This window comes from Rhizobium sp. RM, from assembly GCF_013390595.1.
Taxonomy (GTDB): Bacteria; Pseudomonadota; Alphaproteobacteria; order Rhizobiales; family Rhizobiaceae; genus Agrobacterium.
Map to the genome: position 1 here is coordinate 117370 of NZ_JACAWV010000002.1, position 15644 is coordinate 133013.

General features: G+C 58.3%; 15 protein-coding genes. 7 read left to right on the top strand and 8 right to left on the bottom strand.

From position 1 onward, the window contains the following. Positions 1 to 82 precede the first annotated feature (82 nt). Both uvrC and HWX89_RS00660 read right to left on the bottom strand, forming a co-directional pair. Positions 83 to 2125, bottom strand: coding sequence for an excinuclease ABC subunit UvrC (gene uvrC, locus HWX89_RS00655; protein ID WP_178340572.1), 2043 nt, complete (start codon positions 2123 to 2125; stop codon positions 83 to 85). Continuing rightward, on the bottom strand, positions 2122 to 2910 hold the full coding sequence (locus HWX89_RS00660; RefSeq protein WP_138795681.1) for an SDR family oxidoreductase: 789 nt from the start codon (positions 2908 to 2910) through the stop codon (positions 2122 to 2124). Before HWX89_RS00660 ends, uvrC begins: the two co-directional genes overlap by 4 nt. Positions 2911 to 3260: 350 nt before the next feature. On the opposite strand from HWX89_RS00660, the gene HWX89_RS00665 reads away from it, so the two are divergent. After that, on the top strand, positions 3261 to 3917 hold the full coding sequence (locus HWX89_RS00665; protein WP_138795680.1) for an outer membrane protein: 657 nt from the start codon (positions 3261 to 3263) through the stop codon (positions 3915 to 3917). Between the two features lie 85 nt (positions 3918 to 4002). Here HWX89_RS00665 and HWX89_RS00670 read toward each other — a convergent pair whose 3' ends face one another. Both HWX89_RS00670 and HWX89_RS00675 read right to left on the bottom strand, forming a co-directional pair. Next, positions 4003 to 4599 carry a glutathione S-transferase gene (locus tag HWX89_RS00670; protein WP_138795679.1) on the bottom strand — a complete coding sequence of 199 codons (597 nt, stop codon included), beginning with the start codon at positions 4597 to 4599 and terminating at the stop codon, positions 4003 to 4005. A gap of 19 nt (positions 4600 to 4618) precedes the next feature. Further along, entirely contained in the window at positions 4619 to 5377 is a 759-nt protein-coding gene (locus HWX89_RS00675) for a ribonuclease T2 family protein (protein ID WP_138795678.1), read from the bottom strand. 201 nt (positions 5378 to 5578) lie between these two features. Here HWX89_RS00675 and HWX89_RS00680 point away from each other — a divergent pair, with 201 nt between their 5' ends. Then, entirely contained in the window at positions 5579 to 6526 is a 948-nt protein-coding gene (locus tag HWX89_RS00680; RefSeq protein ID WP_138795677.1) for a lysylphosphatidylglycerol synthase domain-containing protein, read from the top strand. Positions 6527 to 6529: 3 nt separating this feature from the next. Here HWX89_RS00680 and HWX89_RS00685 read toward each other — a convergent pair whose 3' ends face one another. Next, entirely contained in the window at positions 6530 to 7393 is an 864-nt protein-coding gene (locus HWX89_RS00685; protein ID WP_138795676.1) for a 23S rRNA (adenine(2030)-N(6))-methyltransferase RlmJ, read from the bottom strand. Between the two features lie 28 nt (positions 7394 to 7421). On the opposite strand from HWX89_RS00685, the gene HWX89_RS00690 reads away from it, so the two are divergent. The 3 genes from HWX89_RS00690 to HWX89_RS00700 are packed head-to-tail and all read left to right on the top strand — an operon-like array spanning position 7422 to position 10867. Next, the gene (locus HWX89_RS00690) at positions 7422 to 9623 is read left to right on the top strand and encodes a molybdopterin-containing oxidoreductase family protein (protein ID WP_178340588.1); all 2202 of its coding nucleotides are present in this window, start codon (positions 7422 to 7424) and stop codon (positions 9621 to 9623) included. Further along, positions 9624 to 10220 (top strand): NUDIX domain-containing protein, encoded by a 597-nt coding sequence (locus tag HWX89_RS00695; RefSeq protein ID WP_138795675.1) that lies wholly within the window; start codon positions 9624 to 9626, stop codon positions 10218 to 10220. It abuts the gene before it with no gap. A gap of 26 nt (positions 10221 to 10246) precedes the next feature. Then, positions 10247 to 10867 (top strand): NUDIX domain-containing protein, encoded by a 621-nt coding sequence (locus tag HWX89_RS00700; RefSeq protein WP_138795674.1) that lies wholly within the window; start codon positions 10247 to 10249, stop codon positions 10865 to 10867. 62 nt (positions 10868 to 10929) lie between these two features. On the opposite strand, the gene purN is transcribed toward HWX89_RS00700, so the two are convergent. From purN to HWX89_RS00715, 3 genes are all read right to left on the bottom strand, one after another. Further along, the gene (gene purN / locus HWX89_RS00705; protein ID WP_138795673.1) at positions 10930 to 11598 is read right to left on the bottom strand and encodes a phosphoribosylglycinamide formyltransferase; all 669 of its coding nucleotides are present in this window, start codon (positions 11596 to 11598) and stop codon (positions 10930 to 10932) included. Beyond that, complete coding sequence (purM, locus tag HWX89_RS00710; RefSeq protein ID WP_138795672.1) at positions 11595 to 12668, bottom strand: phosphoribosylformylglycinamidine cyclo-ligase; 1074 nt, start codon at positions 12666 to 12668, stop codon at positions 11595 to 11597. The genes purN and purM overlap by 4 nt, the downstream gene beginning before the upstream one ends. Positions 12669 to 12795: 127 nt before the next feature. After that, positions 12796 to 13584 (bottom strand): class I SAM-dependent DNA methyltransferase, encoded by a 789-nt coding sequence (locus tag HWX89_RS00715; RefSeq protein ID WP_138795671.1) that lies wholly within the window; start codon positions 13582 to 13584, stop codon positions 12796 to 12798. Positions 13585 to 13785: 201 nt separating this feature from the next. Here HWX89_RS00715 and HWX89_RS00720 point away from each other — a divergent pair, with 201 nt between their 5' ends. Together HWX89_RS00720 and hdaA are read left to right on the top strand one after the other, a co-directional pair. Then, on the top strand, positions 13786 to 14925 hold the full coding sequence (locus HWX89_RS00720; RefSeq protein WP_138795670.1) for an AI-2E family transporter: 1140 nt from the start codon (positions 13786 to 13788) through the stop codon (positions 14923 to 14925). Positions 14926 to 14928: 3 nt separating this feature from the next. Further along, complete coding sequence (gene hdaA, locus HWX89_RS00725; RefSeq protein ID WP_138795669.1) at positions 14929 to 15642, top strand: DnaA regulatory inactivator HdaA; 714 nt, start codon at positions 14929 to 14931, stop codon at positions 15640 to 15642. Positions 15643 to 15644: the final 2 nt, after the last annotated feature.

Below are 15644 nucleotides of genomic sequence, written 5' to 3' on the forward strand. Positions count from 1 at the left end.
ATATCTGGCCCTAGATGCCGCCCTGAAGCAGCAGGGTCAACATCTGATTATGGTTTTTTAGCAGTTGGTCTTCACGGTAACGTCACTCGCTGCCGCTCTCGTGAAAATGATTGTAAATTTGTCGCGCTACGGTCTCGGAAATGCCCGCCACAGTCATCAAATCGTTGAGGCCTGCGCGGGACACGGCCTTTGCCGTGCCGAAGTGCTGAAGCAGCGCCCGCTTGCGTCCGGGGCCGATGCCGCTGATTTCATCCAGTGGGTTCTTGATCATTTCCTTCTTGCGCCGTGCCCGGTGTGAGCCAATGGCAAAACGGTGCGCCTCGTCGCGCATGCGCTGAATGAAATAGAGCACGGGATCACGTGGCGGCAGAGAAAAATCGCTGCGGCTGTCGGCAAAAAACCGCTCGCGCCCGGCGTCGCGGTCGACGCCCTTGGCTACGCCGATGGCGATCACGCTGTCGCGAATGTCCAGCTCGTCGAGAATGGCACGTACCGCCGTCATCTGGCCCTGACCACCATCGATCAGGATCACATCGGGCCAGGCAGGGAAGGGGGCATCAGCCAGTTCTTCCTGGGTAGGTGCCTGCGTCCGGTCGGGTTTGCCTTCTTCCTTCAGCAGTCTGGAAAACCGTCTCGTCATCACCTCGCGCATCATGCCGAAGTCATCACCGGGCGTGATGTCGGTCGATTTGATGTTGAACTTGCGGTACTGGTTCTTCACGAAGCCTTCTGGCCCCGCGACAACCATGCCGCCGACGGCATTGGTGCCCATGATATGCGAGTTATCGTAAATCTCGATCCGGCGCGGGACATAGGGGAGGCCGAAGGTCTCGGCAAATCCCTTCAGCAGCCGTGTCTGGGAAGAGGTCTCTGCAAGCTTGCGACCATGCGCCTCGCGCGCATTGGCAAGAACGTGGTCGGTGATGTCTTTCTTTTCCCCGCGCTGCGGCACGGCGATCGTGACCTTGTGCCCGGCCTTTTCACCCAGCGCGGCGGCCAGTAATTCCTGCTCTTCCACCGTTTCAGACAGCAGGATTTGCCGCGGCACCGGCTTGTCGTCGTAAAACTGCGCCAGGAAGGCGTTGAGAATTTCGGCGCTGGACAGCGAAGGATCGGCTTTCGGGAAATAAGCGCGGTTGCCCCAGTTCTGGCCGGTGCGGAAAAAGAACACCTGAATGCAGGATATGCCGCCTTCATGATGGATCGCGAAGACATCCGCCTCTTCGATACCGGCCGGGTTGATGCCCTGATGGCTCTGGACATGACTGAGCGCTGCCAGACGATCGCGGTAAACGGCGGCACGTTCGAAATCGAGATCTTCCGCAGCTTCGTTCATCTGCCGGGCAATTGCGGTCTTCACGCTCTGGCTCTTGCCGGAGAGGAAGTCCTTGGCCTCCTGTACCAGTTCGTCATACCCCGCATCGCTGATTTCATGCGTGCAGGGGCCGGAACAGCGCTTGATCTGATACAGAAGACAGGGGCGTGTTCGTGTTTCGAAAACGCTGTCGGTGCAGGTACGGATCAGGAAGGCGCGTTGCAGCGAGTTGATCGTGCGACCAACGGCACCGGCAGAGGCGAAGGGACCAAAATAGTCACCCTTTCGGGCACGTGCGCCACGGTGCTTGAAAATCGCAGGCGCACGGCTGTCGGCGGTGATGAGGATATAAGGAAACGACTTGTCGTCGCGCAGCAGCACGTTGAAACGTGGCCGCAGGCGCTTGATGAGATTGGCTTCCAGGAGCAGCGCTTCGGTTTCCGTCCGCGTCGTGACGAATTCCATGTGCACCGTCAGCCGCACCATCTGGCCGATGCGGTTGGAATGAACACGGCCCTGCGCATAGTTGCCGACACGCTTCTTCAGCGAGCGCGCCTTGCCAACATAAAGTACATCACCCGCTTCATTGAACATGCGGTAGACACCCGGCGCATTTGGCAGGTGTTTGACGAATTCGCCGATCAGGTCCATGCCGGTTAGGCCGGATTCGTTCTTCCAGCCCGCAGTCCAGTCGATGCCTTGCGAGGCACCCGCCTCGGCCGCTTCCGGTGCGGCAAGACTGGTGTCATCGTCTTCATCGTCGGTTTCATCGAAGAGAACACCGCCATCCGGCAGCTTCTTTCCGTTCATTCAGGTATCTCCGCCACGTCAGGGGTTTCCCAGCTCAGATGCTGGCCGCCGTCGAGCGCGATCATTTGTCCGGTGATCGACGGCGTGTCAAAAAGAAAGCGAATCGTCCGCCCGAATTCCTCCGGTGCTGGACCTCTCTTTAATATAAGGCCGTCGATTTGTGCCTGAAAGTCCTCCAGCCGCTGTCTTTCGCTTTTGAAGGAAGGGCCGGGGCCAATTGCATTGACCCGCACGCGCGGTGCAAAGCTTTGTGCCATGGTCTGCGTCGCCATCCACAGCGCCGCCTTGGATAATGTGTAGGAGTAAAAGCGGGGATTTGGCGAGAGAACGCGCTGATCGACGATATTGACGATCAGGCCGGAATTTTCGGCAGGCAAGTGCCTGACCAGCTCGGAAGCCAGAATGGAGGGAGCGCGAACGTGAACGGCGAAATGCGCGTCGAAAGCCGCAGCATCCGGTTCGGCAGCGGAATCATGCCGGAAAACCGAGGCGTTGTTGACGAGAACACCAATAGGTCCGAGTGCCGCTTGGGCCTTCATAACCAGCTCGGCCGTTTGTGACGATTGTGTCAGATCAGCTTGAAGTGCGACAGCCTTGCCACCGTTCTGCCTTATTTCGTTAGCGAATTCCTCTGCTTCGGCGATTGAGGTGTTGGCATGGATGGCGACCGCAAAACCCTGCGCCGCAAGGTCCGTGGCAATTGCACGTCCCAGCCGGCGTGCGGCCCCGGTTATCAAGACAGTCTTTGGTATATTCTCGCTCACATTCGACCTGCATTTGCTCATACCCGCCCTATGTGATGGATATAAATGCAAATCGCAAGATTTTCTTCAGGCGTTAAAGAAAAAGGCCGAATTTAAGTTTTGATATATTCAAAGTTTAATCGAAATATAATCAAGATTAAATTGGATATACTCTAAATTAAATTTCTGTTATCCTTAATAAAACCTTTGTTGCAGTTAGGCAACGTCAAATTCTAGTCACGCCACTGCCCCAAACAATTCACATTTTGGCTCTTTGATTTCCTCATTCTCCTATCAAATTCAGTTTCCAGAGGGGCGATTAACCCGACGATTTATGCCGTGTCTGAAAAACGTATGTTTTGAGTGCAGCGCGGTCTTGAAAGGAGAATAGCATGCGTATTTTCGTAGCAACCCTGATGGCTTCGACCATGGCCGCAGCGGCCTTTTCTGCCGCTCATGCTGCGGACGCCGTAAATGAAGTGCCGCAGGCACCGGTCGCTTACGACCAGCCAGCACCGGTCAAGGATTGGTCCGGCGCTTACCTCGGTGGTACGGTCAACTACGATTGGGGCCGTTTCAGCTCCAGCAACGACGGTCGTGACGCCAAGGGCGCTGGCGGCGGTCTGTACGGTGGTTACAACTGGCAGAACGGCCAGATCGTTTACGGTGCGGAAGCTGACGTTAACCTCGGCGACGAGCGTGGCTCTGCCGGTACGGTTGCAGGCAACGCTGTTGAAGGCAAGCAGGGCGTAAACGGTTCGGTCCGTGCCCGCGTTGGTTACGACATGAACCCGTTCCTGGTTTACGGTACGGCTGGTCTCGCTGCATCTGACAACAAGGTCCGTGACGCGACCTCCAAGGACAGCGCAACCGCTCTCGGTTACACTGTTGGTGCAGGTGTAGAAGCCATGGTGACCGACAACATCACCGCTCGTCTGGAATACCGCTACAGCGATTACCAGAAGAAGGACTACAGCCTCGACTCCGGCGCCTTCTCGCGCGGTTATGACGACCACTCGGTCAAGGCCGGTATCGGCGTCAAGTTCTGATCCTTATCGGATCATCAATTGGAAAAGCCGGGGTTTACGCCCCGGCTTTTCTGTTTTCCGAATGTCGCATCAAGACCAGGACGTATCAGGCGGCAGCCTTGATCTCGTCATAGGCTTCAAAACGTTTGGCAAATTTTTCCGGCCATGCTGCCAGTTTCTTGCGGCCTTCGGCCCATTCGCCAGCAAAACGCAGGTCGAGATAGCTTATCATCGCGGCAAGGGCGAAATGGCCGCCGTGCAGCTTCTTGCCTGTCTTCGGCAGGTTGGCATTGAGATAGTCTAGTCCGCGGACGACTTTTTTCCACTGCTTGTCGATCCACGGCTGGTGGACCTTTTCCTCCGGCCGGAAGCGGCGCTCGTAAACGATGGCAAGCAGACAATCCATGATGCCGTCGCACAGTGCTTCGAGAACTTCCGCATCCGTGCGTTTCTGATGTTTCTTGGGGTAAAGCTTTCCACCCGACAGACGGTCGAGATAATGCATGATGGCAATGCTGTCATAGACCGAACCACCGTTGTCGAGCAGCAGAACCGGAATTTTGCCGAGCGGATTGTTGTCCATCAGCGTCGCAGGCTCGGCGTTGGTGTCGACGCGGACAGCCGTGATATCTAGGCCGAGATGGCGCGCAGCCATCCGCGCTTTGGCGGAATAGGGCGAGGCGGGCGAATAAAGCAGTTCCATGGTCTGATCCTGTTAAGGGTTAACGTATGGGAATGATTTCGGTCGTGCTGGCGCGGCAGCCCTTGCGGTCAAGTTCCGGGCAGTCGCGGAAACTCATGTCCTTGTTCATGCATATGCGCACTTCTTCAAGGCGCTTGCCATCGCAACTGATCGAAATGCCGCGTTTGGACATGCCCGGATTGCTGTCGGTGAACGCGGTTTCGATGGCGTCTGCCGAGAGCGTTGTCGCTTGTGCGCCCGAAGAAATTGTTGCGGGCAACGTCACGGCTTCGAAGGCTGTCCGTGTGATTGCGAAATACTCTTTCTGCGAAAGGCCGGAGCAGGAGCCATGCTTACGCCATTGATGGCCGATCAGGCCCATCGATGGCATGATGTCGAACATTGTCCGCCCGAGAGCATCCGGCACGCGCTCCGGCTCATTGCTCTTGCAGAATTCGGGATAACCGCTTTCGTTCTGTGGCCACAGGCCATGCACGACAAAGCCGAAGCGCTTGTCGCTGCCGCATTGCTGGCGATTGCCGGAACCGTCCGCACCGGCGCAGAATGCGGGCGACCAGGAGAGAGAAAGAACGTAGAAATCAAAGCCGGTGCCGACAGGAACCGACGCCCTGGTGCCGCCGGAGGTCTGCCTGTTTTGTGTGCCGGCTGGTGCGCTCGCGCGCGTCTCGGCAGAAGGGGTGGGTGTCGCAGGCGTGCGGACAGGCTGGTCTTGCCGTGTCCACCACAAAGCCGCAAGCGATAACAGTCCAAGAGCGATGAAACCGGCATAACGTTTCATGGGTAGGCACGTTCTCCGGAAGGCTGGCGACCGCATGGCTTGGTAACGTCTAGGGTCTTACATCAACTTGTGAACGAGGCAAACCGACAATCGCTGATGAAAAGGTTGAAAGCCGTCGGCCATAAAGAATAAGGTCTGTCGAATCTCCCAAAAACGATGAATAAATCGGGGAAACTGGAGGAATTTGGCGGGCATGGCCGCATGAAGTTGAAGAAGTACATCTGGCCTGTCGTGGGCCTTGCAACGATCGGTTTTTCTGCGTGGTTGCTGTACCACGAATTGCGCGGTCTCTCGCTGGACGATTTGTGGGATAGTCTTACGGCCATCAGTGCCAAGGACTGGATATGCTCCGGTCTTTCGACACTGGTCGCTTACGCAGCACTTGCCGGTTATGATCGTATTGCTCTCCAGCACCTTGGACGCAAGGTGAACTGGCTGTTCATTACGCTGACGTCCTTCACCACCTATGCCCTGTCCCACAATGTCGGTGCGTCGGTGTTCTCCGGTGCCGTTGTCCGCTACCGGGCTTATACCTCAAAGGGGCTGACGGTCGGAGAGGTCGGCGTGCTTGTCGGGCTTTGCTCCTTCACCTTCGTCATCGGTACGATCATGCTGATCGGCCTGGTGCTTCTTTATGAACCCGATATCACCGAACGCTTCACGGGCATCCTGCCGGTGGAGGCGTCGACCACGACCGGTGTTCTTCTCCTCCTCGTTGTCGGTCTTTATGTGCTTGGAAGCCTGCTCAAGCTGAAGCCACTCAAGATTGGCTCGTTCTTCTTGCCTTATCCCGCACCACGGCTGGTGGCGCAGCAACTGGTCATCGGGCCGATCGAATTGATCGGCGCGGCCGGCATCATCTATTTTGCGCTGCCGGAGGCAGGCAATCCCGGCTTCATGATCATTCTCGGGATATTCCTGATTTCCTTTTCGGCGGCGCTGATTTCCCACGCTCCGGGCGGACTGGGCGTACTGGAACTGGTGTTCGTGACCGGCTTGCCGGATATGAACCCGGCTGATGTCATCGCGGCGTTGCTGGTCTTCCGCCTGTTTTACCTCATCATTCCCTTCGTGCTGGGACTGTTCGTCATCCTGTTCTTCGAACGATCGCAACTTGCCGCAGCACAGAGGGAAGAAGGGCTGAAATAGCCCTTATCTGTCGTCGGTCTTTTCCTCACCGCGCAGCCAGAATGCGCGGTGCGAGGCGTAACGGTCCTGCGCCATGATGGTTTTGAGAACCGGCAGAAGCGTGTGCAACTCGTCCTTCAATGTGTAGGGCGGGTTGACGATGATCAGGCCCGACCCGCTCAGACCATCGAGGCGATCGCTTCTGACCGACAGTTCGGCGCACAGCATTTTCGGAATGTCGAAGGATTGCAGGCGTTCGTGGAAATCCCTGATCGGCGCGCCTTTTTTCAGTGGGTACCACAGGCAATAGGTGCCGGTCGAAAAACGTCGGTAGGCCTTGTTCAGCCCGTCGGCCAGGCGCTGATATTCGTTTTCGAGTTCGAATGGCGGATCGACCAGGATAAGACCGCGCTTTTCCTTCGGCGGCAGATGCGCGCCAAGCGACAGCCAGCCGTCCAGCTCGGTAACGCGTGCCTGATAGTCCCCTTCGAAAAGACGCGAGAGCGCACGGCAATCGTCAGGATGCAGTTCCATCGCAGAAAGGCGGTCCTGCGGGCGAAACAGCATGCGCGCCAGCTTCGGTGAGCCGGGATAATACTGGATGCCACCTTCCGGGTTCAGTTCCTTCACGGCGGTGAGGTAGGGCTCCAGAAGGTCCGCGACAGCGGGCGGCAGATCAGCCTCCATCAGCTTGCCGATGCCGGTCTGCCATTCGCCGGTTTTCTGCGCCTCTTCGCTCGAAAGGTCATAGAGGCCAATGCCCGCATGCGTGTCGAGCACGCGGAACGCCTTGTCCTTGTTTTGCAGGTAGCGCACCAGCCGCGCCAGCACGGCGTGCTTGAGGACATCCGCGAAATTGCCGGCGTGGTAGATATGGCGGTAGTTCATGGAGGTATCTCGCTTGCCGATGATCAGGATGAATATTCTTGATGAGCGTCACTTCGGTCTTTTGGCCGCTCCGTTGTTGCAATATACAAAAGATATGAACGTTGCGACCCCGATTTCCGCCAAAACTCAGGCAGATGCTACACGCGTCGGCCATACCGTCTGTCCCCATGACTGTCCGAGCGCCTGTGCGCTGGAGGTCGACATCAATGCCGATGGCCGAATTGGCCGGGTGCGCGGCGCCAATTCCAATACCTATACCGCAGGCGTGATCTGCGCCAAGGTAGCGCGCTATTCCGAGCGTATCTATCATCCCGGCCGTCTGATGACCCCGAAACGCCGCAAGGGCGCCAAGGGTGCTGGCGACTGGCAGGAGATTTCCTGGGAAGCAGCGCTGGATGAAGTCGCGGATGCCTTTATCAAGGCGGAAGCGAAACACGGTGCGGAAGCGGTCTGGCCTTATTTTTACGCCGGGACCATGGGGCAGGTGCAGCGCGATTCTATCGAGCGCCTGCGTCACGCCAAGAAATATTCCGGCTTCTTCGGCACGATCTGCACCAATATGGCCTGGACCGGTTACGTCATGGGCACCGGCGCGTTGCGCGGCCCGGACCCGCGCGAAATGGCCAAGGCCGATGTGGTGGTGATCTGGGGCACCAATGCGGTCGCCACCCAGGTCAACGTCATGACCCATGCGGTAAAGGCGCGCAAGGAACGTGGTGCAAAGATCGTTGTGGTCGATATCTACGACAATCCGACCATGAAACAGGCGGATATGAAGCTTGTCGTCAGGCCGGGTACGGATGCCGCACTCGCCTGCGCCGTCATGCACATTGCCTTCCGCGACGGCTATGCCGACCGCGCCTATATGGCGAAGTTTGCCGACGATCCGGCCGGTCTCGAAGCGCACCTGAAAACACGGACGCCGCAATGGGCTGCTGAAATCACCGGTCTTTCCGTTGACCAGATCGAGGATTTCGCACGCCTCGTCGGTGCAACCAAGAAGACCTTTTTCCGCCTCGGTTATGGTTTTGCCCGCCAGCGCAACGGCGCTATCGCCATGCACGCGGCGCTGTCCATCTCCACGGTCCTTGGCTCCTGGCAATATGAAGGTGGCGGCGCGTTCCACAACAATGGCGCGATCTTCCGTCTGAACAAGGCGGAGCTGATGGGCACGGCCTATGCCGATCCCGATGTTCGCCAGCTCGACCAGTCGCAGATCGGCCGTATCCTGACGGGCGACGCCGAAGCGCTGCGCCATCGTGGTCCGGTAACGGCACTTCTCATCCAGAACACCAACCCGGTCAACGTCACGCCCGAGCAGCGGCTGGTGAAGCAGGGCTTCCTGCGCGATGATCTTTTCGTTGCCGTGCATGAGCAATTCATGACCGAGACAGCCGAGGTCGCCGACATCGTCCTGCCCGCCACCATGTTCCTCGAACATGACGATCTCTATCGTGCTGGTGGGCAGAACCACATTCTGCTGGGTCCGAAACTGGTCGACCCACCCGAAACCGTGCGTACCAATCTCTTCGTCATCGAGGAACTGGCAAAGCGTCTCGGCGTCGATCACATGCCGGGCTTTGGGCTGTCGGCACGCGAACATGTCGACCGTATCCTGCAGGCAAGCGGTTGGGGCACGTTCGACAACCTTGCCGAAGAAAAGTGGATCGATGCGCAGCCATCCTTTGAGGTCGCCCATTATCTCGAAGGGTTTGGCCATACGGACGGCAAATTCCGGTTCAGCCCGGATTGGGTGAATGGGCCGGCGCCGGACAAACCGCCGGCAAGCATCGGTGTCATGGGCCCTGTCGGAGAGTTTCCGAAGTTCCCGGATCAGGTCGATGTCATCGAAACCGCCGATGCGGATCATCCCTTCCGGCTGGCGACATCGCCCGCCCGCAACTTCCTGAATTCCACCTTCGCGGAAACCAAGACCTCCGTACAGAAGGAAGGTCGTCCCGAACTGATGATCTGTCCCGAGGACGCGTCCCGCCTCGATATCGGCGAAGGCGATATCGTGCGGATCGGCAATGGCCGGGGTGAGGTTCGCCTTCACGCCAGGATCGTTGAGGGTGCGCGAGCGGGCGTGGTGATTGCCGAGGGGCTGTGGCCCAACAAGGCGCATCTGGACGGTGAGGGCATCAATGTGCTGACCGGTGCCGATGCCGTTGCTCCCTATGGCGGCGCGGCGTTCCACGACAACAAGGTTTGGCTGCGGAAAGACTGCTGAATGTCGAAATTCGAGACTGTGAAGATTGAAATCCTGAAGGACGAAACCCTTTCGGACAACTGGTATCACCTGCGCAACATCACCTATCGCTACACCGATTCCAGGGGCGAGACGAAAATCCACAAGCGCGAGGCTTATGATCGCGGCAATGGCGCGACGATCCTGCTTTACGATCCACGCCGCGATACGGTCGTGCTCGTACGTCAGTTCCGTGTACCGACCTATGTAAATGGCTATCACGGCTGGCTTCTTGAAACGCCAGCCGGTCTTCTCGATGGCGAAAACCCGGCCGAAGCCATCCGTCGCGAAGTCATGGAAGAAACCGGATATCTGCTGAAGGATGTCCGCTTCCTGTTCAAATCCTTCATGTCGCCAGGATCGGTGACGGAGATCGTGCATTTCTTTGCCGCCGTCATCGACAGTTCCGATCAGGCAGAAGAAGGTGGCGGTGCGGCCCATGAGGGCGAAGATATCGAGGTCGTGGAAATTCCGCTGACTGATGCCATGAAAATGATAGAAAACGGCGATATCTGCGACGGAAAGACGATCATGCTGCTGCAATGGGCGGCTCTTAACCGTACCTCGCTCAGCGCCTGAAGATTTGATTGCCAACGGAGTTTCGAATGCACGGTTCAGCTATCGGCTCGTCTGTCGTCGTCAGCGATGAAGACAGGGTTCGCCTGGTCGAAAAGGAAACTGTCTGGAAGGGCTTCGTGCACATGCAGAAGCTCATCTTCGATCAGCGCATGCCGGATGGTAAGGTTATCCGCATCACCCGTGAGGTTCATGATCACGGCAAGGCCGCAGCCATTCTGCTTTACGATCCGTCGCGGGACAGCGTGGTGATGGTGCGCCAGTTCCGCCCCGGCGTCTTCGTCAACGGCGATCCGGCGTTCATGATCGAAGTTCCCGCCGGTCTGCTGGACGACGACGACGCGGCGGAGGCCGTACGCCGCGAGGCGATGGAAGAATCCGGTTATGCGGTTGAAAAAGTGCAGTATCTCTTCGACATGTATGCCAGCCCCGGCACCCTGACGGAGAAGGTCAGCCTGTTCGTTGCCCGCATCGATCTTGACGTCAGGGCGGGCGAGGGCGGCGGTCTGGACGAAGAAGGTGAGGATCTCGAAATTCTGACCTACACGCTGGACGAGGCGTTCTCGATGATCGCTTCCGGTGAGATCACCGATTCCAAGACGATCATTCTGCTGCAATGGGCGATGCTCAACCGTCAGCAGTTGCGCTGAGGGCAATGTGGGCTCAAGAGCTCTTTTTCAGTTGTAATGTGTGGCCGGTGTGAAGCGATGCTTCACGCCGAGACGATGAGTGCCGTCGCATCCGTATTGCCGGCTTCGCTGATGGCGCGGCCGTTTTCCATACGCACTTTGCCTTCCGCAAGATGTTTGAGCGCCAGCGGATACAGTTGATGCTCGACGGTCAGAACGCGTGCAGCCAGCGTGTCGGCCGTGTCATCAGCCAGAACCGGCACGGCCGCCTGACCGATGACCGGACCCTCATCCATGCCCTCAGTCACGAAATGTACGGTGCAACCGGACACCTTCATGCCGCTGTCGATGGCACGCTGATGCGTGTGCAGACCGGGAAACAGTGGCAGCAGGGAAGGGTGGATATTGATGATCCGGCCTTCGTACGGATTGATGAAGTCGCCGGAGATCAGCCGCATGTAGCCCGCAAGGCAGATGATATCGGGAGCGATCTCTCCGAGTGCGGCCAGAATGGCGGCCTCGTGTTCGGACTTGCTGGTGTAGTTCTTCCGTTCGAAGGCAAGGGTTGGAATGCCAAGCGCTTGCGCTTTGGCCAGTCCGCCGGCCGATGCCCTGTCGGAGATCACGCAGGCAATCTCCGCCGGAAAGTCCGCGTCCTGACAGGCTTTCGCAAGCGAGAGCATGTTCGATCCGCCGCCGGAAATGAAGACGACGACGCGCTTGCGAGCGGACGAGGACGCAGGGCTTGTCATAGGCCGAGCGTACCCTTGTAGATCGTACCGTGTGCGCCCTCAGCGCGGGCAACCATACGGCCGAGCGGGAAGACGGTCTCGCCTTCAGCGGTCAGTACGTCCGTGACCTTTTCGGCATTTTCTGCCGAGACGACAACGATCATGCCGACGCCGCAGTTGAAGGTGCGCAGCATTTCGGTTGCTTCTACGCCGCCCGTCTTGGCGAGCCACGAGAAGACTGCCGGAACCTTGATCGAAGCAAGATCGATTTCAGCGGCAAGGTGCTTCGGCAGAACGCGCGGAATGTTTTCCGGGAAGCCGCCGCCGGTGATGTGCGCCAGAGCCTTCAAGGCACTCGTCTCGCGGATCGCCTTCAATAGCGGCTTTACGTAGATGCGTGTTGGTGTCAGCAGGGCTTCGCCGAGCTTCTTTCCGTCGGCGAAGGGCGCCGGTGCATCCCAGCCGAGGCCGGACAGCGAAACGATCTTGCGAACCAGCGAGAAGCCGTTGGAGTGAACGCCGGAAGAGGAGAGGCCGAGAATGACATCGCCTTCGGCAATGTCGCCCGCAGGCAGAAGCTGGCCACGTTCGGCAGCGCCGACAGCAAAGCCGGCAAGGTCATAATCGCCATCCGAATACATGCCGGGCATTTCGGCGGTTTCGCCGCCGATCAGCGCGCAGCCGGACTCGCGGCAGCCAGCGGCAATACCGGAAACAATGGCCGCACCCTGATCCGGGTCAAGCTTGCCGGTGGCAAAGTAGTCGAGAAAGAACAGCGGTTCTGCGCCCTGAACGACGAGGTCGTTGACGCACATGGCGACGAGGTCGATACCGACCGTATCGTGGTAGTCTGCGTCGATGGCGATCTTGAGCTTGGTACCGACGCCATCATTGGCCGCAACCAGAACCGGATCGGTAAAGCCGGCTGCCTTGAGGTCGAACAGGCCACCGAAGCCACCGATTTCGCCATCCGCACCCGGGCGCCGCGTCGAGCGTACCGCCGGTTTGATCTTCTCGACCATCAGGTTGCCGGCGTCGATATCCACACCTGCGTCACTATAGGTAAGACCGTTCTTGCCCGACTGGCTCATGGCTCTCGTCTCCGCTGGTTCCGTTGGCGTCGCCATTCGCATGAGACGGGGGCATATGCAAGGGTAAGAGTGGCAAAAGCTCCCGTTTTTAACGGGTTTGCGCCTGCCGCCGGTCGTCTGTTCGGGATTAGTTCGCGGCGACGCGACAAACGAGATTGAGAAGGCCGTCGCGCGACGTGTCTGAATTTTCGTCGATGGGCCGCCCATCTTCACCGTAACGGGCAACGATCTCGAAACCCGCGGCTTCCAGTTGCCGCGTCTGGTTGGCCAGATCGATGAAATAGAACAGGCCACTCCACCGATGTGCCTGATCGACCAGAATGGCGTACTCCTCAGTCTTGTGCGTCTGTTGCTGCAGACGCAGATAGTTCAGCCAGCTTTGCGGGTGAAACGAGTTCACCACCTCACGCGGCCGCCAGGAACGGGCGTGCAGGGGCATGCCGCCGGCACGCGCCCAGTTTCTGTTGTGGAAGGAAAAGATGAAGTAGCCGCCGGGTGCAAGGATTTTCCGCGCAGAATGGATGATCGACAGCCGGTCCACGTGGCCGAACGCGCTGAGGATGGCGAGGGCGCCAAGCACGCAGTCGAACCGCGCTTCGCCGAACTCGCCGATGGCCCGCACGTCCATGTCGAGAAAGGTTGCTGTGGGAAAGTTGCGTCGAGCCAGCGCCAGCATGGGCTGCGACCGGTCCACGCCGACATAGTCACCGACCAGTGGCAAGAGCGGTTTCGTTGTTCTGCCTGTTCCGACGCCGAGGTCGAGAAGGCGCTTGCCGGCACAGGCATGACGGAATTGTTCAAGGATGATGCGTTCGGCCGGATAAAGCTGCTGGTTGTCATACCAGGCGGCCACATCAGGATGGTCGAATAGTCCAGCATTGTGCTCCGCCATGCTGGTTTCATTCACGCTTTGCATTGTTTCCCCCAGGCCAACAACGATCGCTGAACACGAAATTACTTGCGTAATACTTATCTAATATTCAATGGCGGTCAACCGATGGTTTATCGACAACCGTGGAGGAGCGCGCTCGTTGAGGCGCGCGGTCTTGACCATGCGCGCCCCTGCATCCTATCTCCATCGGGATGGATGATGGCAGAGCGGCAAGAGGATGAGCGGATGCAGCAACATGTAAGCGGTACGAATCTTCGCCGACAGGTATTCTTCTGGCTCGGCGCGCTTATTCTCTTCATCGTTTTTCTGACGATCTTCAGCTCCATTCTCTTGCCCTTCGTGGCGGGCATGGCGCTTGCTTATTTTCTCGATCCGGTTGCGGACTGGCTTGAGCGCCGCGGTTTGAACAGAATGATGGCGACGGTCGTCATTCTCATTTCCTTCGTCCTGTTGTTTGCGCTGTCGCTGATCATCATCATTCCGCTGGTCGTGGCGCAGGCATCGGAGTTCATCACCCGCATTCCACAATATATCTCGTCCTTGCAGCAGCTTATTGCAGGTGCTGACACCAACCTTCTGCCCGATTGGGTCAGCAGCCAGATCGATGCTGTGAAGGAGAACTTCTCCAAGCTTCTGGCCGAAGGTGCCGGCTTCATCGGAACGCTGCTGACGCAGATCTGGAACTCCGGCAAGTCGCTCGTCGATGTCGTTTCGCTTCTGGTCGTCACGCCGGTGGTTGCATTTTACCTGCTGCTCGACTGGGACCGCATGATCGACAAGGTGGATAGCTGGATACCGCGCGACAGCGTCCATACGGTGCGTCAGATCGCCCGCGACATGGACAAGACCATTGCCGGTTTCGTGCGCGGGCAGGGCTCGCTCTGCCTTATCCTGGGTGTCTATTACGCCGTCGGCCTGTCGCTGGTCGGCCTCAATTTCGGCCTGTTGATCGGCCTGTTTTCCGGCCTTATCAGTTTCATCCCCTATGTCGGTTCGATGGTCGGTCTCATTCTTGCGGTCGGCGTGGCCGTCGTGCAGTTCTGGCCGGATTATATCTATGTCGTTCTGACACTGGTGGTGTTTTTCTCCGGGCAGTTCATCGAGGGCAATATTCTGCAGCCGAAACTGGTTGGTAGCAGCGTTGGTCTGCATCCCGTCTGGCTGATGTTTGCGCTGTTTGCTTTCGGTGCGCTTTTTGGCTTTGTCGGCCTGCTCGTGGCGGTTCCGGCGGCTGCGGCGGTGGGTGTGCTTGTCCGCTTCGCCTTGTCGCGATATCTTCAGAGTGATCTTTACCATGGGCATGGCGCAAACTTTCCCTGGCAGGAACAGGAAGTGCCCCAGGAAAAGAGCGATTCTCAGAGCTGATCGATGACTGACCCAATTAAAACTGATAACGCCCGGCTGAGCGCCGAGCAGCTTCCGCTCGTATTCTCGCACCAGTCCGCGCTCGGACGGGACGACCTTCTTGTGTCCGCGCCTCTGGAGGCGGCCGTCAGCCTGGTTGATGAATGGCCAAACTGGCCGTCGCCCGTCGTGGTGCTGGCCGGGCCGCCAGGCTCCGGCAAGTCGCATCTGGCGAATATCTGGAAAAATATCAGCGGCGCTCAGGAGATCTATCCGAAAACGGGTGCGGATGTAGCGCGGCTGGCGCAGGCCGGGCCGGTGCTTTTCGAAGATGCCGACCGCCGCCGGTTTGACGACACCGAACTCTTCCACGTCATCAACAGCGTGCGCCAGCACGGTACGGCACTTCTGGTCACAAGCCGTCTTTGGCCTGCCGCGTGGCAGGTTACGCTGCCGGATTTGCGCTCCCGTCTGAAAGCGGCGACCGTCGTGGAAATCGGGGAACCTGACGAGGCGTTGCTGGGCCAGGTGCTGATGAAGCTTTTTGCCGACCGGCAGCTTTATATGGACGACAAACTGATCGCCTATATCGTCAACCGCATGGAGCGTTCGCTGGATACGGCGCAGACCATTGTCGACAGGATCGACCGGCTGGCGCTGTCACGGGCAACACGCATCACGCGTCCGCTGGTTGCCGAGGTTCTCAATGCATTGGGCAGCGGACCGGAGCCCGACTGATG